Annotated in this window: 16 protein-coding genes; 11 read left to right on the forward strand and 5 right to left on the reverse strand. The window is 59.0% G+C overall.

What is annotated here, in order from left to right:
- Positions 1-21: 21 nt before the first annotated feature.
- The 3 genes from JZM60_RS07305 to nrfH form a co-directional block, all read right to left on the reverse strand.
- Positions 22-3,675, reverse strand: coding sequence for a carboxypeptidase regulatory-like domain-containing protein (locus JZM60_RS07305; RefSeq protein ID WP_207164946.1), 3,654 nt, complete (start codon positions 3,673-3,675; stop codon positions 22-24).
- A 611-nt stretch (positions 3,676-4,286) separates the two neighbouring features.
- A complete protein-coding gene (locus JZM60_RS07310) occupies positions 4,287-5,753 on the reverse strand; it encodes an ammonia-forming cytochrome c nitrite reductase subunit c552 (RefSeq protein ID WP_207164948.1) in 1,467 nt (488 codons plus the stop codon).
- Positions 5,754-5,764: 11 nt separating this feature from the next.
- Entirely contained in the window at positions 5,765-6,229 is a 465-nt protein-coding gene (nrfH, locus tag JZM60_RS07315; protein ID WP_207164950.1) for a cytochrome c nitrite reductase small subunit, read from the reverse strand.
- 198 nt (positions 6,230-6,427) lie between these two features.
- On the opposite strand from nrfH, the gene JZM60_RS07320 reads away from it, so the two are divergent.
- The 8 genes from JZM60_RS07320 (at position 6,428) to JZM60_RS07355 (ending at position 14,532) form a co-directional block, all read left to right on the forward strand.
- Positions 6,428-7,894 (forward strand): ammonia-forming cytochrome c nitrite reductase subunit c552, encoded by a 1,467-nt coding sequence (locus JZM60_RS07320; protein WP_207164952.1) that lies wholly within the window; start codon positions 6,428-6,430, stop codon positions 7,892-7,894.
- 66 nt (positions 7,895-7,960) lie between these two features.
- A complete protein-coding gene (locus tag JZM60_RS07325) occupies positions 7,961-8,968 on the forward strand; it encodes a 4Fe-4S binding protein (RefSeq protein ID WP_207164954.1) in 1,008 nt (335 codons plus the stop codon).
- Between the two features lie 85 nt (positions 8,969-9,053).
- The gene (locus tag JZM60_RS07330; protein WP_207164956.1) at positions 9,054-9,503 is read left to right on the forward strand and encodes a PAS domain-containing protein; all 450 of its coding nucleotides are present in this window, start codon (positions 9,054-9,056) and stop codon (positions 9,501-9,503) included.
- A 187-nt stretch (positions 9,504-9,690) separates the two neighbouring features.
- Entirely contained in the window at positions 9,691-10,185 is a 495-nt protein-coding gene (locus JZM60_RS07335) for an HPP family protein (protein WP_420907836.1), read from the forward strand.
- Positions 10,186-10,317: 132 nt separating this feature from the next.
- Positions 10,318-11,358, forward strand: a complete 1,041-nt coding sequence (mobAB, locus tag JZM60_RS07340; protein WP_241426426.1) for a bifunctional molybdenum cofactor guanylyltransferase MobA/molybdopterin-guanine dinucleotide biosynthesis adaptor protein MobB — start codon at positions 10,318-10,320, stop codon at positions 11,356-11,358.
- Positions 11,359-11,377: 19 nt separating this feature from the next.
- Positions 11,378-12,358, forward strand: coding sequence for a GTP 3',8-cyclase MoaA (gene moaA, locus JZM60_RS07345; protein ID WP_207164961.1), 981 nt, complete (start codon positions 11,378-11,380; stop codon positions 12,356-12,358).
- A 24-nt stretch (positions 12,359-12,382) separates the two neighbouring features.
- The gene (locus JZM60_RS07350; protein ID WP_207164963.1) at positions 12,383-12,814 is read left to right on the forward strand and encodes an MOSC domain-containing protein; all 432 of its coding nucleotides are present in this window, start codon (positions 12,383-12,385) and stop codon (positions 12,812-12,814) included.
- Between the two features lie 98 nt (positions 12,815-12,912).
- A complete protein-coding gene (locus JZM60_RS07355) occupies positions 12,913-14,532 on the forward strand; it encodes an ArnT family glycosyltransferase (protein WP_241426401.1) in 1,620 nt (539 codons plus the stop codon).
- Positions 14,533-14,584: 52 nt separating this feature from the next.
- On the opposite strand, the gene JZM60_RS07360 is transcribed toward JZM60_RS07355, so the two are convergent.
- A complete protein-coding gene (locus JZM60_RS07360) occupies positions 14,585-17,554 on the reverse strand; it encodes an NAD-glutamate dehydrogenase domain-containing protein (protein WP_207165531.1) in 2,970 nt (989 codons plus the stop codon).
- A 241-nt stretch (positions 17,555-17,795) separates the two neighbouring features.
- Between JZM60_RS07360 and JZM60_RS07365 the strand changes: the two genes are divergently transcribed.
- Positions 17,796-17,996 carry a cold-shock protein gene (locus JZM60_RS07365; RefSeq protein WP_207164965.1) on the forward strand — a complete coding sequence of 67 codons (201 nt, stop codon included), beginning with the start codon at positions 17,796-17,798 and terminating at the stop codon, positions 17,994-17,996.
- Positions 17,997-18,093: 97 nt separating this feature from the next.
- Here JZM60_RS07365 and JZM60_RS07370 read toward each other — a convergent pair whose 3' ends face one another.
- Positions 18,094-18,294 carry a hypothetical protein gene (locus JZM60_RS07370; protein ID WP_207164967.1) on the reverse strand — a complete coding sequence of 67 codons (201 nt, stop codon included), beginning with the start codon at positions 18,292-18,294 and terminating at the stop codon, positions 18,094-18,096.
- Positions 18,295-18,802: 508 nt separating this feature from the next.
- Between JZM60_RS07370 and JZM60_RS07375 the strand changes: the two genes are divergently transcribed.
- Positions 18,803-20,227, forward strand: coding sequence for an OmpA family protein (locus JZM60_RS07375; RefSeq protein ID WP_207164969.1), 1,425 nt, complete (start codon positions 18,803-18,805; stop codon positions 20,225-20,227).
- 662 nt (positions 20,228-20,889) lie between these two features.
- Positions 20,890-22,146, forward strand: a complete 1,257-nt coding sequence (ltrA, locus tag JZM60_RS07380) for a group II intron reverse transcriptase/maturase (protein WP_241426402.1) — start codon at positions 20,890-20,892, stop codon at positions 22,144-22,146.
- Positions 22,147-22,796 lie beyond the last annotated feature (650 nt).

Here is a 22,796-nt window from a genome sequence, read left to right on the forward strand (position 1 = left end):
ACTTGTGTTTTGAAAGCCGGGCTACTTGAAGAAAACGAGCCCGCCGCTACCGTCGGCCACATAGATGCGGCCGTTGGCGATGACCACGTCGGACGCCTCCGCTGAGGTGTCTTTGCGTTCAACCAGGAGGGGAGCCACTGGGTTGGTATAGTCGATCTTCAGGAGCCCGGCCTCGCCGAATGCCGCATAGATGTAAAGCTTGCCGTTCTGCTGGGTGTAGTCCATCCGGACGGCGCCGCCGGCAACGTCTTCGTAGCCGGGGACGTACTGGAGCTTGAACTGGCCCAGGGCTGCCGGCCGGTAGTCGTAGATCACCGTGCCGGAGGTGTTCTTGAGGAATATCTCGGTCGGGTCGACCCCCACCGGCACCGGCGCGATCAGGTCGGCCATGCTGTAGCAGACCACGCCGAAACTGTCGTAGCTGAAGTAGGCCTTGTCGCCGATGACTTCCACGTCGATGGCCTGGCCGTCAGCCACGCCGATGTCGCCGTCCTCGATCTTGATCGGCTCGAAGACCTTTAAGATTTTCATGGCCATGGGATCGGTGATGTCCACCACGCCCACGCCGTAGGGGCCGGAGGCAATAATGGCGTAGAGCCTGGCGTTGGCCGGGTTCTGCCACAGCTCGATGCCCGAAGCGGTCCCCAGCAGGGGTTCGCCCAGGTTGGAACCGACGTTGTTGACGTAGAAACCGCTGTTGGCCCTTGAGGGGTCTTTGGTAACGTCGTAGATGGTGATGCCGTTGGGGCCGTCGGCCACGTAGGCGTAGTTGCCCCGGAACTCCACGTCGTAGGCCTTGTCCTGGAAGGGAAGGGCCTTGACGGTGAAGTCGGAGTTGTGCTCGAAGAGGTCGTCACGCTGCAGCTTCATCAGGTAGGGGGCGCCCACCTGCCCGAGACCCGCTTCCACGCCGGCCACGGAAACGCTCCGCATGCCGTTGCCGACGCACTGGGCCCAGGTGATGCCGCGGGCGAAATCGAACACGTTGCGGACGGTGTGGGAGGCCGGGTAGATCCACTCGGTCCCCACCAGCTGCGGATACTCGTCCTGGAGGGTGTTGGCCACCACGTGGACCGAGTCGGTGGGATAGCCCTGGGCGTCGTTCAGGTTGAAGGCGATGACGCCGTGGGGGCCGTCGGAAACGTAGAGGTAGCCGGCGGACGCCTCGATGCCCGAGGAGTGCCCCAGGGCGATGGTCTGGGTGGCGGTTCCGTCGGCGGCGGCGCCGATCTCGTCGGTGGTGGGGAAGTAGGCGGCGATGGTGAAGCGGTCGTACATGCTGGCGGCGGTGAGGTTCGTTACGTCAACGAAGACGAAACCGCCGGCGCTGGAGGCCTCCAGCACGTCCACGGTGCCTGCGCTGGTGGGGTCTACCGGCTCGTTGAGGAGCAGGGTGTAGCCGTGGCCGTTCAACTCCTTGGTGGCCAGCAGGCAGGGGGCCTGGTAGAAGGCCCAGGGGAGCGACTCGTTGTCGAGGGGATCCCAGGGGCTCATGTCGTAGATGGTTACGTCTTCGTAGTCGGGGACATTGTCGTCGGCGACGCCGTTGGTATTGTTGCTGTAGGGCGGATTGGAGCCGTGCCAGTAGAGATCCGGCTGGGATGCCTTGTCGAGGATCACCAGGCCGGCGAAGTGGTCGGTGAGGTAGACCCGGTCGCCGGAAACCCGCACGCCGGTGACGCCTGATTCCTTAAGCATTCCGGCCCCTTCATAGGGGAGGATGCTTGAGGGGAGGGAATTGGTTTCATAGGGCCCGTTGACCGGCACGGCGGGGAAGTAACCCAGGTAGGCCGGGGCTGCCGGGTTGGTTATGTCGATTGCCACCACGCCGCCGAGGGAGTAGGCCACGTAGGCGATGGTGCGGGTCCCCTGGACGGCGATATCCACGTCCTGGGCCTTGTAGTACCACTTGCCGTTGCGCTCGAAATCCGCCCAGGGGGTGGCTCCTGCGCCGGTTCCCTTCATGACCACGAGGATTTCGTACTGGACCTGGCGGTAGTCGGGCATGCCGGTGAAGTCGTCCAGGAAGAGGTCGCCGGTGGCGGCGTCGCTACCCACCGCGGTTGCCACGTTCAAGGCGCCGAAGTAGTCTTCGGTGCGGGCCGTGTCGGTGTAGAGGTTGTAGCGGCCGATCCAGCCGAGGGTGGCGGCGTCATAGATGTTGAGCCCGAGAGGTCCGAGGCTGGCGAATATCCTGCCGTTGTAAAGCTTCAGCGAAACGGGGCCCCCCCAGGGGTTCTCCCCGGCGTACTGGAGGGTGTAGATCTCCTGGTCCACGAGGATGGTGCCGTCGGCTTCGGCCACGCCGTTCATCAGGTTGGCCAGGGCCGTCTTGTGGATGCCGTAGTCGAAGTCTCCGATCCAGAGGGTGGTGCCGTCTGTCTCCACCGAGGTGATGGATGCCGAGGCGCTCTCGATGACATTGCCGGTCCAGATGGTGCCGCCGCCGTCTGTGAAGGTGATGCCGTCCTGGTAGTAGTTGACCGGCATGGTCCGCACCAGGGCCGGAAGCGTCGGGTTGGAGATGTCGACGAGGGCGATTCCGGCGCTGCCGCAGGAGGCCAGGGCGTAGACCTTGCCGTTGTGGGAAACCACGTCGAGGTCGAAGATGAAGCCGGGCAGCACCACGGAGTAGACTGCCCCCTTGGTCATGCCGACCGGGGTCGTCTTGAAGATGTTGCCCACGTTGAAGGCGCTCCAGGTGGCGCCGCCGTAGGTGAATTTGGCCACGGCGGTGGTGGAGCCTCCCAGTTGCACATTGGTGCCCAGGAACGGAACCATGTCCGTCGGTTGAACCGCAACGGTCACGTCACGGCTTGCGGAAACTCCGTCGGACCCGGTTACGGTCAGCCGGAAGACCAGGGTGGCCTCCGCGGCGACGTTCAGGGTGCTCACGTCGGCAGTGGCGGTTGTGGCGCTGCTGCCGGACAGGGGGACTTTGGGGCCGGATACCTGGCTCCATTCATAGCTGGAGGCGGTGCCGTCCACCGATGCCGTAAGGCTGATGGTGGGGATTGCCAGTTCGGTGAATGTTGACGGGGTTGCGGTCAGGCTTCCGATGGTGGCCGACGATGAAATCAGGGCGAAATTGAGGGGGGTCGTGGCGCCGGAAGCGATTGTGGCCGATTTAGTCTGGATGGCGAAGCCGTCGGCTGTGCAGTTGACGTTATAGGTGCCGGCGGTGATGTTGGCGATGGTGTACTTGCCGGTGCTGTCGGTGGTGGCGCTGTAACCGCCGGTGGCGGTTGCCACGGTTGCTCCGGAGACCCCTGTGCCGGTGGCGCTGTTGGTGACGGCACCGGTCAGGGTGCCGGTGGTGACTGTCGCTTTGAGTAGGGCAAAGTTGAGGACTGTCTTGACCCCGGCCTTGAGGGTCGCTGATGCCGTCTTTGAGACATAGCCTTCGGCGTTGCAGGTTACGGTATATGTGGCGGGTGGCAGCGACATGGTGTAACTGCCGGTTGTGCCGGTTACGGCTGTAAAGGTGCCGGTGGTGCCCACCGCTGTGATGGTGGCCCCCGGGATTGCCGTTCTGGTTCCCGAAATGGTGACCTTGCCGGTAAGAGTGCCATCGGTCTTGCTCACGGCCGCGTAACCGCTCCCGTTCATGAGGAACAGGGAACAGACGAGACACAAGAACAGGGCAATCCAACCCGAGATATTCTTGTTCTTCATAGCTTCTCCTTCATCTCCTTGATTTCACATGTTCGCAGTGCTGGTCGTCGGAACAGCTTGGTGAATAACCTCCTTTCCCGGGCGTTGCCGGTTGCATGCGGGCCGGCCGACAGATGCGGCCGCGTCCATGCGGCATACCTGTGCGCGGCTTTGCCGCCACAATCCAAGCATCGTCGGCAGAGCCTGTTTCCGCTGGAATGATTCCGATGTAAAACCGGGATCTGCCGCGACTCCTGAAAAGGAACCATTTTGGGGATCCCGGGGTAAGGCTTGCAGTTATGGAGGTGGTATGAGCGCGGTAGTTTCGTGTGAGGGTAGTTGCACTGTATGTACCCACGATAATGTGCAACATTTATTTAAGTAGTTTTAATTTTATTGGTGTCCTTGTGATTTTAGGGTGTTGTGGTGGAAAAAAATGACTGCGGCCGTCGATTCTTTTGCTGTTCGCGGTGGTTTTGCTCTCGATGGGTTTGGTTATTTCGCGGGGTGCTACGTGAAATGGCTTTAATGTTTTGGTGGGTGATCGGTTGATCTTTTGGAAACGAAAAGCCCCGGAGAGAAGAAGTCTCCGGGGCTTTCATGTCTAACGGCTTGATGGGATCAGGGCGAGATCAGAACCTTACCTGCACTCCGTATGGATCCTTGATCTCCACCTTCGGGTCGAATCTGAGTTTCTTCTCCCCCCGCTGATCCAAATACTTGTTAAGTTCCAGATTGACGGTAAGGGGGACATCGACGCCAGCCTTGGTCAGTGCCTGGCGCAGCAGTGCCTCGGCCTTGGTGGCGAAGGCGGTGGCATCCCCCAGCACCCGCATGGCTTCGGTGGGGTTGTGGAAGCCGACGGAGTTCTCGGCGCCGATGAATACGCAACGGTAGAAGGCCTCTTCGTAGAGGTCCTTCGCCTTGTCATAGAGCGCTTTGTCGATCTGCTTTCCTTCCGCCTGGGCGGCATGGGCCTTCTCGAAAAGCTTGGCAACGGTGGCGGTGGCGTAGCCGGAGCGAAGCATGAGGGAGACTGTCCGGTCCTGGATGGCGATGACCTGTTCCCTGAGCCATTCGGGTTTCTCGGAGTGGCACTGCATGCAGGCTTTCATGTCGCTCTTCAGGGGGCTCATGACGCGGTGGTCGGATACCTTGAATGCCCCAACCCGGGTGTAGGGCATGTGGCAATCGGCGCAGGCGGCTCCGGCCTTCCAGTGGACGCTGTTGTTGGAGAACAGCTCGAATTCGGGGTGCCGTATGAAGCCCAGCTTGAAGCCGGTGACGGATTGCTTCCATTCGCCCACGCTGGCATCGCTGCGAATCTGCTTGATGATGTTTTCGATGGAGATGTTACCCATTTTGCTCCCCTGCCAGGGGAAGTAGACCCCAACCGATTTCATCTCGGCATCCTTGGGGATGTTGTAGGTGACGTGGCATTGGGCGCAGACGACGCTCCGCAGCTCCTGGCGGGTAAGTTTCGCCTGATCGACCCCCATGGTTTTGAGTGCTTCGCCCAGAGTGAAGCTGCGGGAAAGCTTGAGGCTCATGTCCCGGTTGTCATGGCAGTCGATGCAGGCTACCCCCAGGTTGCGGTCTTTTTCGGGAATGTGGCCGAGGACCTCCTTGAAGGGCTTCTTGAAGTAGTCAGCTCCCAGTTCTTTCTGAAGCTTGGGAACGTAGGGCGACTTGCAGGTCAGGCAGACCCCTCCCGCCTTGACCCGCGATGCGTCAATTTCCAGCTGGTCGCGCACCATGTAGGCGTGTCCCCTGGGCTCATTGTACTCGATGCCGAAACCCCAGCCATTGAAAAGGAGCGCCATGTAGGGGAACTCGGAGAGCTTGTCGTAGGTGATCTTGTCGGCGTCGAAGCCTCTCTTGTACTTGCTCTTGCCGGCTTCGGTGGGCTCTTCGGTCTTCTTCCAGAGCTCATAGTGGGTGGGATAGGCTTTACCCCAGACCGCAGGGTCGATTTCGCCGTCGGGAATCTGGACTGTCTTTACCGGCTCGGCCTTCTGGGGGGCGCATCCCCCCACGGCAAGAAGGGTTGCCGCGGCGGCCATGGCAATCATGGATGCAACAGGATTCAGTCGTCTCATCGTTTAGCCTCCTAGAGAGTTTCCATCGCGCCGCTCCGGGTGTGGGAGACGCGGCGGTGGCAGTTCCAGCAATGTCGTTCGGTATCTATGTGGGAAACTGTTGTCTCGTGGCAGCGGATGCAGTTGGCTTGCAGTACCTTCTCGCCATGGCTGGATAGCCTGATGATTTCCGGCACGTGCCCCGAATAGAAGAAGATAGCGTCCTTCATGCCGTCGATGGACTTCCAGATATAGTGCATCGCAGCGTTATGGTTGGGGAGGTGACAGTCGACGCACTTGATCCGCCGGTGGGCTCCTGTGTGAATCCATGCCTCGTACTCGTTTTCCATGGTGTGGCACCCGACGCAGAAATCGGGCGTGCTCGACTTGGCCAGCAGTTTCGGCGGGCCGAAGAGAACGAAAAACGCGACAACCAGCATGATCATCGCGCCGGCTACCAGGTAGATGCCCCGGTTTCCTGTCCCGGTCGATCCCATGATATTCACCTCCCTTTCGCATAAGTGTGGGCTCAGTAATGAGAGTATATCCTGTATTCTTTTAAGAGCAATTCAGGGGAGAATTCCACGGTTTTGACTTATGTCAAACTGGTTCGATGAAGAGCTTGTAGTATTATTGGCATTGGTTGGCACGCAGGCTGTAATTTGCATTGATTTTCACAAGGAGAGGAGAACGTTATGAAGAAGAGGAGCGTGAAACGCTGGAGCATCGCCACGGCCCTGGCCGCAGCGGTGGCGGCAATGGTGCTTGCCGTAGGGTGTACCCCGAAGAAAATCGAACAGGGGGGGGAAACCGCTGCTGTTGACGGCACCATCGATCCGGCTGAGTGGGGTAAGGACTATCCGCTCCAGTACGGGCTTTGGAAAAAGACCGGAGAGTCCACCCCGGCCGGTCTCAGCAAGTACAAAAAGGGAAATGATGGGGAGCGCATCGACAAGCTGGATGAGTACCCGTTCCTGGCGCTCCTCTATAACGGCTGGGGCATGGGAGTTGAATATACCGAGCCCAGGGGGCACCTGCACATGATCGAGGATCAGCTTGAGATCGATCCAAGCCGGTATAAGGCCGGCGGTACCTGCCTCACCTGCAAGACTCCCTATGCGCCGGTTTTGCAGCAACGGATGGGCAAGGACTATTTCTCCAAGCCGTACAAGGAGGTGCTGGCCCAGATTCCCAAAGAGCACCAGACCCTCGGCGTTGCCTGTATCGACTGCCACAACAACCGCGATATGTCGCTGAAATATTCCCGCGGCTTTACCCTGGGCAAGGCGCTTGACCAACTCGGCGTCGACCAGTCCAAGCTGTCCCAGCAGGACATGCGGTCCCTGGTCTGTGCCCAGTGTCACGTTACCTACAGCATCCCCAAGGATGCCGATATGAAATCCACCGGCGTTTTCTTCCCCTGGCAGGGGAGCAAGTGGGGCGGGATTACCATTGAGAACATCATCAAGCAACTCCGGAACAATCCCCCCAGCGGAGAGTGGACCCAAAGCGTTACCGGCTTCAAGATGGCGTTCATACGCCACCCCGAATTCGAGTTCTTCTCCAACAACAGCGTGCATTGGCAGGCGGGGGTATCCTGCGCTGACTGCCATATGCCCTCAACCACGGCAGGGAACCAGCAGGTCACCGATCACCGTATCATGAGCCCGCTTAAAAATGATCTCGGGGCTTGCCGCCAGTGCCACTCCGAGAGCCCGGAGCAACTCCGCGAAAAGGTTTATTCCATCCAGGACAAAACCATGTCCCGGTTCATCCGTACCGGTTATGCCACCGCCACCGTGGCCAAGCTTTTCGAAATGGCCAACAAGGCCCAGGCCGCCGGCAGACAGATTGACCAGAATCTTTATGCCAAGGCCAGGGACCACTACGAAGAGGCCTTCTACCGGGTAGTGTTCATCAGTGCAGAAAACTCCACCGGTTTCCACAACCCGGCCGAGGCGCTGCGTATCCTTGCCGATGCCGCCGGCCACGCCGGCAAGGCAGATGGGTTGTTGCGCCAGGCTCTGGCCGGGGCCGGGGTAAATGTGCCGGCCACGGTGGACCTGGAGCTTGCGAAGTATGTTAACAACCGCGGAGCCAAAAAGCTGATGTTCAAACCTGAGCATGAGATTAAAGATCCGCTTCCTGCTGAGAAGTATTGAAAAATAAGGAATCGGCAGGCGAGGCGGGCGAACGCCTGCCGATTCCGCTCCTGACGAGGCACAACAATGAACGAACAGCAGTTGCATGCGCGCATCCCCACCTGGCGCGCCGTCATCCAGTGGGGTTTTTTCGCCTGGGTGCTTTTCATAGGCATCCGTTTCGGCATCTTTGTCCGCCACTTCGAGACGGCCGGAGCCACCCCCTTGGTTTCCAGGCCGCCGGGGGTGGAGGGGTTCCTTCCCATCGGTGCCCTTGCGGGTACGAAACTCTGGCTTGCCACGGGCGACATCAACCCGGTCCACCCGGCTTCGCTGGTCATTTTCATAACCATCGTCGCCATGAGTCTCCTGGCCAAAAAATCCTTTTGCTCCTGGCTCTGCCCGGTGGGGACCCTTTCCGAGGCCGCCTGGAAACTGGGCGCGCGGCTCTTCGGGCGCAATTTCCGGGTATGGGGATGGCTGGACTGGGTACTCAGGGGGGTCAAGTACCTGCTCCTCCTCTTCTTCGTGAAGATTATCCTGATCGACATGCCCTCCTTCGCCCTGGCCGCCTTTCTCGACGCCCCCTACTGGGCCGTGAGCGACGTCAAGATGCTCCACTTCTTCACCCGGATGTCGGCTACGACGGTGACAATCATTGCCATTCTCACCTGCCTGTCGCTCCTCTACAAAAATGCGTGGTGCCGGTATCTCTGCCCCTACGGCGCGCTTCTGGGAGTGGCGAGCTTTCTGAGCCCCTTCAAGATCCGGCGCGACGCGGCCGGTTGCACCGGTTGCCGCAAATGCAGCCGCGCCTGCCCGTCGGGGCTTACTGTTCATGAGAAGGAGACCGTCCGCTCCCCCGAGTGCACCGGTTGCCTGACCTGCGTGGCCAATTGCCCCGAACGGGAGGTGCTCCGGATGGCGCCGCCTCTCTGGCAGCGGCCGCTTCCCGCCTGGGCGTTCCCGGCACTGGTGGTGATTCTCTTCGCCGCCGGCATCGGCGCCGGCATGGCAACCGGCAACTGGCAGAGCTCGCTCACCTATGACGACTATCGCCGGCTCATCCCGATGGTGCCTTACTTGAGCCATTGAACTGCGTCTGAAGCGAGAGCGTTGCCCCTGCGCAAAAATACGGTACCGTTACCGCCGGTACGATAACCGAACAGGAGGTTCTGCCATGGCAGACGATACGAACGACAAACTGTGCCGCCTCATCGTTGAAGGGATTCCCGACGCCGTCATCTTTGCCGACCTGGAGGGGGTCATACGGTTCTGGAGTCCCGGTGCCGAGCGGATGTTCGGCTTTCCCGCCGCCGAGGCCCTGGGACAGTCCCTGGACCTCATCATCCCGGAGAACCTTCGGGCACGGCACTGGGAAGGGTACCGCCGGGTCATGGCAACGGGGGAGACCCGTTACGGGACGAAACTTCTCTCGGCACCGGCACTGCACAGCGGCGGCGACCGCATTTCCACCGAGTTCTCCATGGCTCTCGTGCGTGATGACAGTGGAGCCATGGCGGGGAGCGGCGCCGTTATCCGCGATGTGACCGAACGCTGGCAGAAGGAGAAATCCCTGAAGGAACGGCTGGCGGAACTGGAGCGGCGCGAATCGGAAAGGAGCAGGTAGGTGGAGTATTTTATCGCAGGACATGCCCTCTGCTGGGGGGTAATCGCGGCGGTCGCACTGATCAGGAAGCCGGAATGAGGCCGATCGCGGCATTGCCGTCCCATGGCGCGGCCATTAAAGGGCCGTCTGAAACGGAGACAGGGGGGGCACAAGTTTGAAACGCCGGTTAAGACAATTACCCCGCAAGATGAAAGGGCGCGGGTTAAGGAGGACGCCTCCACCCCTTTCCCTCAAATATGCGGTCTGGGGATTTCTGAGCGGTACTGCCGGGATCCTCGCCATTCTGGCCGTGACCCGCGTCGCGGGCCATCCTCTTCTTATCGGTTCGTTCGGCGCTTCGGCGGTACTTCTTTTCGGCGCTGCCGAGTCCCCCCTGGCCCAGCCCCGCAATGTGGTGGGGGGGCACCTGATTTCCGCCGCCACAGCCGTGGCAGTGGTGGCCTGCATCGGTACCGGCCCGGTGGCCATCGCCCTTGCTGTCGGGCTGGCGACCTTCCTCATGTACGTCACCCGCACCGTCCACCCCCCCGGCGGCGCCACCGCCCTGATCGGAGTACAGGGGCAAGTGGGGCTCTCTTTCCTCGTGGACCCAGTCCTTGTCGGCACGTTGATTCTCCTGGGAGTGGCGCTTTTCACCAACAATATCGTCCATCATCGGCACTATCCTGAGCACTGGCTGTAGTGCCGACGCTCCAAGGGGGAGTCAAAATACTCTTTGACTACTTCCATCTCCCACCTTTACAATTCAACCATGGATATCCGGTGCCCGGCAGATGTTTCCGGCGCAATCCTTGTGGGGGGAAAGAGCCGCCGCATGGGGTGCGACAAGTCGCTTCTTCCCCTCGGTGGGAAGCCTCTCGTGGAGCGGGTCATCGATGCTTTCCGCCCCCTCTTCTCGCATATCATCCTTGTGGGCGACCGGGAGGAGCGCTTTGCATCCCATGGCCTGCCGGTCTATCCCGATATCGTGACCGGAAGCGCCCTGGGTGGGCTCCACACCGCCCTTGTGCGGGCAGGGACGCCGTACTTATTCGTTTCAGCCTGTGACCTGCCATGGCCGGATCCGCGGCTGATCGCGCGCCTCTGCTCGATGAGGGATGGATACGACGTGGTGGTGCCGCGAATGCCCCACGGGCTCGAACCGCTTTTCGCAGTTTACGGTACCGGCTGCCTGCCGGCCATGGAGCGGATGCTCCGGGAGGGGAACTTCCGGATCTACGATTTCTACCCCGAGGTGAGGACACGCTACGTGGAGCAGGGAGAGTTGGCCGGTCTTGTGGTGCCGGGGAGAACCTTCGTTAACATCAATACCCCCCGGGAGTTTGAAACGATTCGAAACAAGGAGGAAGGGATGTCGGTCAAGGCGGTATCGTTCGTGGCAAAATCGGGGACCGGGAAGACTACCCTTCTCGAAAAGGTGATTGTGGAACTGAAGGGGAGGGGGTATCGCCTCGGCGTCATCAAGCACGACGCCCACCGCTTCGAAATCGACCATCCGGGCAAGGACAGCCATCGTCTAACCGCTGCCGGCGCCGACACCATGCTCATCTCCTCGCCCGAAAAGCTGGCCGTCGTGAAGAAACACGATGCCTCGCCCCCCATCGACGAGCTGATAGCCACCTACTTTGGCGATGTGGACATCGTCCTCACGGAGGGGTTCAAAAAGAGCGGCCTGCCCAAGATCGAGGTCCACCGCAAGGAGCGGAGCGCAACGCTCCTCTGCCGGGGCGAGGCGCACGACCCGACCCTGTTGGCCGTGGCAAGCGACGAGCCGTTGGAGCTGGACGTGCCGGTCCTTGACCTGAACAGCCCGGCGCAGGTGGCCGACTTCGTGGAACGGGCATTCCTCAAGTAAGGGATTATTACGGTACACTATGGAACTCATTGATAACTTCGGCCGCCGGATCAATTATCTCCGCCTCTCAGTCACCGACCGCTGCAATCTCCGCTGCCGCTACTGCATGCCGGCCGATGGGGTAGACAAGCTGGCCCATGCGGCTATTCTTTCCTACGAGGAGCTTTTCCGCATCGCCAGTGCCGCCGTGGCTATCGGGGTCGAAAAAATCCGGGTGACGGGGGGCGAGCCCCTGGTAAGGAAGGGAATAGTTCCTTTCCTGGCCCGTCTGGCGGCAATCCCGGCATTGCGCCAGCTTGTCCTCACCACCAACGGCATGCTTCTTCCCGAGATGGCGGTTGAACTTCGCCGCGCAGGGGTCCAGCGGCTCAATATCAGCCTTGATTCCCTGAAGCCGGGCACCTTCCGGGCCATTACCAGAAGCGGCGACGTCGGGCAGGTTCTCGCCGGCATCGACGCTGCTGTTGCGGCCGGGTTTCCTCCGCCGAAAATCAACATGGTGGTGATGCGCGGAGTGAACGACGGCGAGGTGGCGGATTTCGCCCGTCTTACCCTCGATCATCCCTACACGGTCCGCTACATCGAGTACATGCCGGCAACCCGCGAAGAAAACTGGCAACGGCTCTGCATTCCAGCCAGGGAGATTCTTGACCGGCTTGCCTCTGCCTACGAACTGGAGCCGGTGGAGAAGGGGGAGATGGCCGGCCCGTCTCAGGATTTCCGGATACGGGGAGCTGCCGGGACCATAGGAGTCATCTCAGCAGTATCGGGGCACTTTTGCGGCGAATGCAACCGTGTCCGGGTTACCGCTGCCGGCATGGCCAAAAGCTGCCTTTTCTCCGACGAGACGCTCGATTTGCGGCCGTACCTCGGTACGGACGATTCGGCGCCGCTGACGGAGGCACTGCGGCGGCTGGTGGGTTGCAAGCCTGAACGGCACGGGATAGACGGGGGGAGGGTCGAGCATTCGGCGTTCTCCATGGCGAAGGTGGGCGGATAGAAATTGCAGAAAAGAGAGGTCAGTATGTCAGCGAAGGTGATAGCCGTATGCATCAGCAAGAACAAGGGTGAGCGCAAGACGCCGGTGGAGAGCGTTGAGCTTCGGGAGAACCACGGCATTGTCGGAGACGCCCATGCGGGTGAGTGGCACCGGCAGGTGAGCCTTCTGGCCAAGGAGAGCATCGACAAGATGAGGAAGCTGGGGCTTGACGTGGACAGCGGCGACTTTGCCGAAAACATAACCACCGAGGGGATAGACCTACCCGGACTCCCCATCGGGACCCGGTTGACGATGGGGGAAACGCTTCTGGAGGTTACCCAGATCGGCAAGGAGTGCCACACCCGCTGCGCCATCTACCACCAGGCCGGCGATTGCGTCATGCCGAAGGAAGGGATTTTCGTCCGCGTGATCACCGGGGGGGTGGTGCGGCCGGGGGACGCCATCGAGCTTCAGTAGCTTCAATGCTGACGGTGCCGTTGCCATTGGGCGGCTGCCGGCGGTTCATTGGCGATGCCGTAAACATCTGATTCCTGAATCAGGGAGAGAGGACAGGAATGATGGATGTGCGGAGCAGGGTGGTTTTATTTTCAGTCGTTTACTTCCTCCTCCTTCTGTTCCCCGGCAGCGCCCTCCACCTGCGGGAGACGACCGAAGCCCGCTATGGGGAGATTGCCCGGGAGATGGTTGTCACCGGGAACTGGGTCGAGCCGCACCTGAACGGCATCAAGCATTTCCACAAGCCGCCCCTGGCCATGTGGGGGATGGCCGCAGGGATGGAGCTTTTCGGCATCAACGGATTCGGCGTCCGCTTCTTTGGTATCGTGGCTGCGGTGGCGGCTCTGGTGGCCCTTTACGGTACGGCGCGCCTGTTTCTCGATGATGAAGATGCCGTCAACGCCTCACTCATCTGTGCCACATCGCTCCTTTTTCTCTCCTCGTCGCGGCTGGTTTCCACCGACATATACCTGGCATGTTTCACATCCCTGGCCCAGTTGATGCTTTTCCGCCAGCTCCATGGGGTGCGGAGCCCGTGGAACGCTCCCCTCTACGGGGTGTTTCTGGGGCTCGGATTCATGGTCAAGGGTCCCATAATCTTTTTGTTCACCCTTCTCCCGTTTCTGGTGGCAAAGACCTTTGACCGCGAACACCGCAGGGTGTTCAGCTGGCGAGAAACAGCCATAGCCACCGGCGCGTTCATGGCGGTGGGGCTGCCATGGTACGTGATCGTCTGCGCAAAAAACCCGCAGCTCCTGGATTACTTCGTCAGGGTCCAGACCGTAGACCGGGTGGCCACCAACCGTTTCGGCCGGAACAAGCCGTTCTGGTACTTTTTCTTCATCTTCGCCACTACTTTTCTTCCCTATACCCTATTCTTCGTAAGAGGGGTGATGGGGTGGAATGAGCTTGGCCGCCGTATTCGGATCCTCTTTGTCTATATCGTAGTCCCGCTGACGGTCTTTACCCTTGCCAAGAGCAAACTCTCGGCTTACATCCTTCCTTTCTACGGCACTGCTTCGATTTTTACGGCATATGCCCTGGCGCGCGTTGATATGGCACGGCTGCGTGCCGTCACCACTGTCCTGCTCACCATGGCTGCCGTGGCGGTCGGGGTGGCCGGCTTTGTCTACCAGCCGGCAGCGTCCTTCCGGGGACAACTGGTGCTTTACAGTGCGGCACTCCTGGTCCTATGCGTATTCCTCCGGAAAAGCTGCATATCTTCCAATTTTGTGCGAAACACAGCCATTTTTGCCCTCTGCTTCTCACTTGCAGTCTACAGTGCCATTACGTACCTGGGCCCCTATCAGAAGGGATATCGGGAAATGGTTACCGCCATCAACCGGTTCGAATCAGGGGAAAAACATGATGTTCTCATGTACAGGGCGTTTCTTCCCTCCCTCTCGTTTTACCGGAACCGGCTGGTAGCCATCTCCCTTGTGGGCGACCGCGACCTCAGGTTTGAAGAAAATGAAGATCTTCAGAATGTCTACCTTTCATCAGAGGCTGATGTTGAGCGGTTCCTTGCCGAAAGGGGAGAAATTTTCGTGGTCACTTCTCCTGCTCATATGGAGACGTTCAAGCGGAATCATCACTGCTTTGCCACGCCTGTCTTCGTCCAGTCAAAACACTCAGCCTACTTCTGCCGCAAGGCCTCTGCCCCCTTGCTGTCCCGGTAAAACGAACAGGCCTTGGCCTATTGCGGGGGAAAACACTTTTTGCGCGGTCTAATTATGCCGGGAAGTTTCGCGCCAGGTGGAGCCGGATCAGATCTTCGAACTCCGCTTCCCGGTCTCCCTTGTAGACCATGGATGAGCCGATCTCGGCGGCAAGGATTGCGGAGAGGTATTTCTGGGGGAGCCGAGCGAGTCTGCGGCGGAATTGAGGTTGCTCTGCGATGATCCGTGGCAGGTGGGCCAGAACTGCCCGGCGGTAGAGGGGGTGACGGACAAGCTCGGGGCGGCCTTGGAAAAAGGCGAAGAGCCGGGCGTAGTTGGTGTTGATCTCCATGCTGATGGAGTCGGAAATTTCGGTGCAGAGGAGCGACGGCTGTTCGCGGCGGCGCTTGAGAATCAGGCGGGCCTCGTCGCCGGCACGCTTTTCGAGAATGTCGAGTACGTCGGCCACATAGCGCCCCTTGTTTTCCAGGAATTCCCTCTCCGACAGCAGTAGATTGGCGATGATCTCATAGGATGAGGAGATGACGCCGCACTTGTTTGCCGAGGCATCGCGCATGACGATTATCCCCCGCTTTTGCAGCTCTGTCCGGGCGGCCGGGGTGATGAAGGAGTTGGCCCCTTCCACGATGGCTCGGGCCGAGGGGGTTCCATCAGGAAGGAAGAAGTGCGCCCAGTTTTCCTTGTCGATTGTTTCGGGGCGGCCTCCCGCCGGTATGAAGAGATCCGCCTGTACGGTGAAAACCAGTTCGCCGTACTCCTTGGAGAATTCGTCCAGGGATATCCACTCTTCGACGAGTCCTTCATCGGTTTTTGTTATCCGGCGGAAAAGCTCCCGCAGTCCTTCGCGGCGGCTCCCGGTCCGGAAGAGAATGAAGCCGCCCGCGTGGAGCGCCGCCGGATCGAAGGCGTCCAGGTCGTGTTTCAGGAGGATGCGCCGCAGTTCCCCATGGTCGGCGCCCGCCGGATCGCAGAGGGCCGCCGTGCCGTCAAGGATCAGGACGATGGCGGCCTGGGGCGAGCGGTCCATGAGCAGCCGCAGGGCGTTGCCGGCCACGTCGCCGTTGGGGCCACCGGTGAGTTTGATGGTGAACGGGTCGCGGCGGATGTCAATCCCCAGCTCGGCCATGGTTATTTCAGCGAACTTCATCACGCCGGTGGAGGTCACACCGTATTCCTTGTGGTTGATACCCACGCGCTTGCTGGACATGATGCCGATGCCGAGCATGTAGCCGCGCTGCTTCGACATGCCGGCGATGGTCTCGATCATGGAGTCGTGCATGTTCTCGTCGGGGCCCAGTTCGATCGGCTCGTCTTCCCGATAGTAGTCCACCACGGCCGAGTGTCGCGCAATGCCATTATCGGTGGTGAAGATGTCGAGGAAAGCACCGGTTATCCCGTACTGGAGCTTGTAGAGACGCCAGGTTTCCATCTCCCGCTCATGCTCCTTCAGGTCCGAGACGTCCAGGAGCGTGACAAGTTTTGATCCCCCTTCGTAGATGTCCTTGTTCTTCAGATGCTGGGTGTGGGCCAGGACGAAGTTCTCCCGCAGGAGCGTATCGGCATTGGTAACCAGATCGTCGAGGGTGCGGCAGATGACCGTGCGCCAGCCGCCACGCGCTATATCGGAGAAGCCGATGTGATAGCCGAAACCGTAGCGGCTGAAGAAGAAGGTGACCCGAAACGGTACGGCGGCGGGGAGGTCCGCCGTGAAGTCGGGGCCAAGCTCGGTCAGGTAAGTCGGATCGAGCCGGAAGGCCAGGGCCTGCTTCTCAAGGACGAAGAAGTTTGTCTTCAGGGAGTGGGTGATGAAGGCAAGGCAGCAGCGGAATATGGTCCGGCGCACTTCATCCAGGTAGCGGTGCCCGGTGTTGTACCCGGTTACTTCCCTCTCTGTTTCGGCGAGAGCTTTTGCGTAAGCCGCGGACCGGTCTTCCACGGCCGGGTCGAAACGGGCGCGAAAAAGCTGGGTCAACTGGAGAGTGATTTCCGGGTGGGACAGAAAGGCGTTACGCACGTCGTCGAGCCCGAAACGGTCTGGTTGATTGTGGCCCAGGTTCGAGTGGCAAAAGGCGATGAATGCGTTGGCGAGGGTAGCGTCGTCGCCGCTCATGAGCCCTGTCGATACAAACTCCCGATAGGTGCGGGAAGTGGTTGCCAGAAGCTGTGTGGCGGAAAGTTCCCGCTCCAGGCGGCAGAACAGTTCCGAATTGCGGGCCAGGGTTCCTCCGTTGAGGTTCCTTACGTAAAATGTGCCGAGGAAGTAAGGATGAACCCCGTTGCTGATGGTGAGGCAGTAGGCGCGGTTTATGCCGACTTTGAGCCGTTGGAAAACTTCCATTGTCTGAAGGAGGAAGTCTTTCTGTGGCGGGTTTCCCACGGCAAAAAATACCCGCGATTCGTTTTCCGCTTCTCCCTGCTCCATCTCTTCCACATCCAGGTAGATGCCGCCGTGCCGGTTTCCCTCCTGTAACAGGCGGAGAGCCTGGGCTACCCGGCGAGGAGGAGAGATGCGGACATAGTTTTCATTGTTCAACCATAGTATCTGGAGAAGCCGGCCGAAATCGGCCATGTCGAAATCGGGGTAGAATTTGCGTACTGCCGTTGATACGGAACTTTTTATGGCTGACGGGACGGTTATGTTCCGGCCGGCGATAATATCCTCATTGCATTTGCGGTCGAATTCGAAGCGCTGGATCTCCAGTTGCTGGGCGATTCCGGGGATCGGGTCATCCGAGTGGGCAATCATCGCGTAGGAAATTTCCCTCTCCGGGATACGGCGCAGGGTATCGTAGAGGGTGCCTGGCTGGTTGACCACTGCCATGATGAGGGCTTTGTCCCGGTCAGCCAGAATCATGCGCCGGTTGTGCCTCAGCATTCCCAGTTCCCTCGCCAGGATGGCCAGGGCCTCGGGTTCGTCCTTCATGGCGATAAAGAAGTAGGGGTTCATCTGCTCCTGGAGCCAGCGGAGGTTTTCCGCCCGCTCCGCGCCCGGTGATTTTTTCGCTGATAGTGCCGCGGCCATGGTTCTGAGATCCTTTCGCATGTCGTCGTTTACCCGGCAGTATACACGATTCGTCACCTTCTTGCCGTGTCGTTCGTGCTTGTCCCCCATAGACTTCCCTTTATTCGCCCCAGAAGGAGAAAATTTTTTTAGGACTGTAAAATTTATTCGTGGACATTTCGATGTGAAAGCTGGTACTGTTACACCTGTTCGTGGATATACCCGGACGAACTAACACACAGTAGCAGGAGAAAGAAAGAACATGGCAAACGGTACAGTAAAGTGGTTCAACGACAGCAAGGGGTTTGGTTTTCTGGAGCAGGAGAACGGTGAGGACGTATTCGTCCACTTCTCGGCCATCAATGGCGACGGTTTCAAATCCCTTACTGAAGGTGATAGGGTAACGTTCGACGTCGTCAAGGGCCCGAAAGGTCTGCAAGCGGCCAATGTAAGCAGGGTTTAAGCGAATTTATAATCCTGATTCGTGGAAAAAGCCCCGGAGCAATCCGGGGCTTTTTTTGTGTTGCAATGGCCGGCAGTTGTTGCCTTTTTCAGCGAGTTCAACTTCCATGAACAAATTTGTGTCCATACTTTTGATTGTCTTTGTCCTGGCGTTGGTAATCTTCGGGACCTGGCAACTCTTTGTCGGCAACTTTGAAGCTGCTTTTTCCGCTGCGCCATTTCTGCTGATTATCTATTTCTTCCTCAGACCTTGGCATAAATAAAGCCACCACGCTCGGGCCATTGCAAAGAGTTATCACGGGTACACCTCTAAACGTGTGCCGGTCTTCTGGATAGCCCCTTGGCGATGTCGGGCACGAACCCTTGACATTTGCTGTTGATTTAGATAGAAATAGCCCATTAATTTTTATTTTAACTGTGCATCGGTTCCAGGGAAGGAACCACCTTTAACGAGACGCAGCGGCCTCCCAAGACATTCAATCGGGGGGGCCGTTTTCTGTTTTCCGGGCTGAAATGTGAACATTCGCAGAAGCATCACTTCTTCGGTACTGACGATAAATTGACATGCTGTGTCCTCAGAACTGGTAAACAGCGCTAAAATTATGAAAACAAATTCCTGCTCTAAGTGTATACAAATGCAGACTTTTGTCGATAAAACGCCTTCATGGAAGCTTATTCAAAATTGACAATCGGATAAAAGTTTATATTATTTCGCGTAATACATTTTTCGTGGAACGCTGTCGTCTGATTGCCATGCAAGCGGAGAACAGTCGTTGGAGCCCGAACGTAAAATCAAGGAGGTATGTGATGAAGAAACAGGCAGCAACTCTTGCGGTCGCAGCGGTATGTATGGCGTTTTCGACTACCGCTCACAGTGAAAGCAACATTAAGGAAGGTGCGGTATCAGTGAGCCCGTTCGGCGGGTACACATTCTTTGATGGCGACGCCGATCTGAAGAGCAAGCCCACCGGTGGTCTCCGGCTTGGCTACAACATCACCGAGCATGTGGCTGTCGAAGGCTCGGGGGCTTACACCGACACCAAGTACGATAACGGCAACGGAAGCACCAATGTTTACCGTTACGGCGCAGAGCTTCTCTATCATTTCATCCCCGAGTCGCGGCTTGTGCCGTTTGTGGCCGCCGGTCTCGGCGGGATCACCTACGAAGGCCGCGAAGGCGTAAGAGATGCTGACCGTACCGATGAAATCCTCACCGCCGGCGCCGGCTTGAAGCTTTTCCTGACGGACCGCGTTGCGTTGCGTGCCGATGGCCGCAATATCTTCTCTTTTGATGATACCCTGAACCACCAGGAAGTAACCGGCGGCCTGGATTTCCAGTTCGGCGGCGGCAAGGCTGCTCCCGCACCGGTTAAAGCCGAGCCCCAGCCGGAACCCAAGAAAGTGGTTGCTGCGGCACCTCTTGACAGTGACGGCGACGGCGTAATCGATGCGAAAGATGATTGCCCCGATACCCCGAAGGGGGTGACGGTTGATCAGAATGGCTGCCCGGTGGACACGGATGGTGACGGTGTTGCCGATTACCTTGACAAGTGCCCCGGCACCCCTGCCGGTGTGAAGGTTGACAGCGTTGGTTGCCCGCTGGATACGGATGGCGACGGCGTGGCGGATTACCTTGACAAGTGCCCCGGCACCCCTGCCGGTGTGAAGGTTGACAGCGTTGGTTGCCCGCTGGATACGGATGGCGACGGCGTGGCGGATTACCTTGACAAGTGCCCCGGCACCCCGGCTGGAGTAAAGGTTAACAGTGTCGGTTGCCCGCTGGATACCGACGGGGACGGCGTGTACGACTATCTCGACAAGTGCCCCGACACTCCGCAGGATGCAGCGGTCGACAAGAACGGCTGCCCTGAGAAGGTTTGCATCACCCTTAATGTGGAATTCGACTTCGACAAAGCCGACATCAAGCCTGAGTTCCATAGTGAAATCAAGCGGGTTGCTGATTTCCTGAAAGATTATCCCGATGCCACTGCCGTTATCGAAGGTCATACTGACAGCAAAGGCAAAATCAAGTACAACCAGAAACTTTCCGAGCGTCGTGCCAATGCCGTCATGAAGAACCTGGTGGACGAGTTCGGGATTGCTGCCAAGCGTCTCTCCGCTAAAGGGTATGGCGAGACCAAGCCGATCGCCGACAACGCCACTGACGAAGGGCGTCAGAAGAACCGCCGCGTTGTTGCCAACATCGACTGCGGCCTGAAGAAGCGCAAGTAGCCAATACGCACGTTCTTAAGAAAAAAAGCGCACTGCTCCGACGCAGTGCGCTTTTTTTTGGTGCGCCAGGCATGGCGCGTGGCGCGTGAGCGTCATGCAATCGGTTATGGTGGCTGGTTGGTGACTTGGAGGTGCAAGTCCTCTTCGGACCCTGATGGTGGGAACCGATAGCCGGACGGCAAGGGTGTCCGTCGCGAGGCGGAATCTGAAGGAAGCCGCAGGCAAAATCCCGGCCCGACGAACAGGAATCGCATATGAGGCAGTCACATCCGGGCGAGAAGGCCAATATCTTCAAAGCCCGATAACCATCCGGGAGGGTGTGGCTGTAGATGCGGCGGGTATATGGGATGAAGGTCACGCGCATTACCCTGGGAGGTCTGTCAACCTGCCTTGTGCTACCGGCGTCGAGAGGCGTCGGGATGGGTTGGCAGAAGTCAGCAGAAGCCATAGTAGTCGGACTGACCAACCGACGAAGGGCGGAACATGAAGTAAGTAGACAGGAGCCTTGAATTTCGATGACGACAGGAGCAGCAGAAGGTCGGGCTGAGACGCCCGGCGCCACCTCGGAGGGTAGCGGTCGGAAACCGCGAGTGGCCGGGAGAGGTGCGGCAAACGTCACGGGAAGGAAAGCAACTCCCAGTCCGGAAGCGGCAACGGGTCTGATGGCGAGAATCGTCAGTCGCGGCAACATGATGGTGGCCTACTCACGGGTAATGCGCAACAAGGGAGCCCCCGGTGTCGATGAGATGCCGGTAACGGCCCTGAAAGGTTACCTGCAAACGGAGTGGCCGCGCATCAGAGAAGAACTGCTGGCGGGCAAGTATCACCCGCAACCGGTACGGAAGGTAGAAATTCCCAAACCGGGAGGTGGCACAAGGATGCTGGGCATACCCACCGTCCTTGACCGCCTCATCCAGCAGGCAATGCATCAGGTACTGAGTCCGCTGTTCGATCCCGATTTCTCCGAACACTCCTACGGGTTCCGTCCGGGCAGGAGCGCCCAACAAGCAGTAAAGGCAGCTCAGAAGCATGTAGAGAGCGGCCTCAGATGGGTGGTCGATATTGACTTGGAGAAGTTCTTCGACCGTGTTCACCACGACACACTGATGTCGCTGGTAAAACGCAAAGCAAGGGACCGTGTGGTGCTGTTGCTGATCGACAGATACCTCAAGGCCGGGATACTCGAAAGAGGATTGACGACGGCGCGTTCGGAGGGCACCCCGCAAGGGGGGCCGCTGTCGCCGCTTCTGTCCAATATCCTCCTCGACGAACTGGATAAGGAGTTGGAAACAAGAGGTCATAAGTTCTGCCGCTACGCGGACGACGCGAATATCTACGTTGCCACGCGAACAAGCGGTGAGCGGGTAATGGCCTCCATCACCAACTACCTGTCCGAGCGGCTCAAGCTCGCGGTCAACCGGAGCAAAAGTGCGGTGGACCGCCCCTGGAACAGGGTGTTTCTGAGCTATAGCATGACCCGGCACTACAAGCCACGGTTAACCGTAGCGAAGAAAGCTGTTACGAGGTTCAAGGCAGGACTCAGGAAAGTCCTCAGACAGGGAAAGGGTAAGAACATCCAAACCACCATCGAGGAAACGAACCCCAAAGTAAGGGGTTGGCTGAACTACTTCAGGTATTCCGAGGTAAAAGGCATCTTCGAAGAACTTGACGGATGGCTCAGGCGGAAACTGCGACGGATTCTCTGGAAACAGTGGAAGCGGTCTTATACCAGAGCAAAGAACCTGATGCGGCGAGGGCTATCGGAGAGAAACGCCTGGCAGTCTGCCACAAACGGCCGCGGCCCCTGGTGGAATGCAGGGGCCGTGCACATGCGTCTGGCAACTCCGAAATCCTACTTCGACAAACTGGGGCTGGTATCCCTCATGGACCAGTTTCACCGACTTCAACACGCTTCATGAACCGCCGTGTACGGAACCGTACGCACGGTGGTGTGGGAGGACGGCGGGGGTGACCCCGCCTCCTACCCGATTTGGTGCGCCAGGCATGGCGCGTGGCGCGTGAGCGTCATGCAATCGGTTATGGTGGCTGGTTGGTGACTTGGAGGTGCAAGTCCTCTTCGGACCCTGATGGTGGGAACCGATAGCCGGACGGCAAGGGTGTCCGTCGCGAGGCGGAATCTGAAGGAAGCCGCAGGCAAAATCCCGGCCCGACGAACAGGAATCGCATATGAGGCAGTCACATCCGGGCGAGAAGGCCAATATCTTCAAAGCCCGATAACCATCCGGGAGGGTGTGGCTGTAGATGCGGCGGGTATATGGGATGAAGGTCACGCGCATTACCCTGGGAGGTCTGTCAACCTGCCTTGTGCTACCGGCGTCGAGAGGCGTCGGGATGGGTTGGCAGAAGTCAGCAGAAGCCATAGTAGTCGGACTGACCAACCGACGAAGGGCGGAACATGAAGTAAGTAGACAGGAGCCTTGAATTTCGATGACGACAGGAGCAGCAGAAGGTCGGGCTGAGACGCCCGGCGCCACCTCGGAGGGTAGCGGTCGGAAACCGCGAGTGGCCGGGAGAGGTGCGGCAAACGTCACGGGAAGGAAAGCAACTC

The sequence above is a fragment of the Geobacter benzoatilyticus genome (genome assembly GCF_017338855.1).
Taxonomy (GTDB): domain Bacteria; phylum Desulfobacterota; class Desulfuromonadia; order Geobacterales; family Geobacteraceae; genus Geobacter; species Geobacter benzoatilyticus.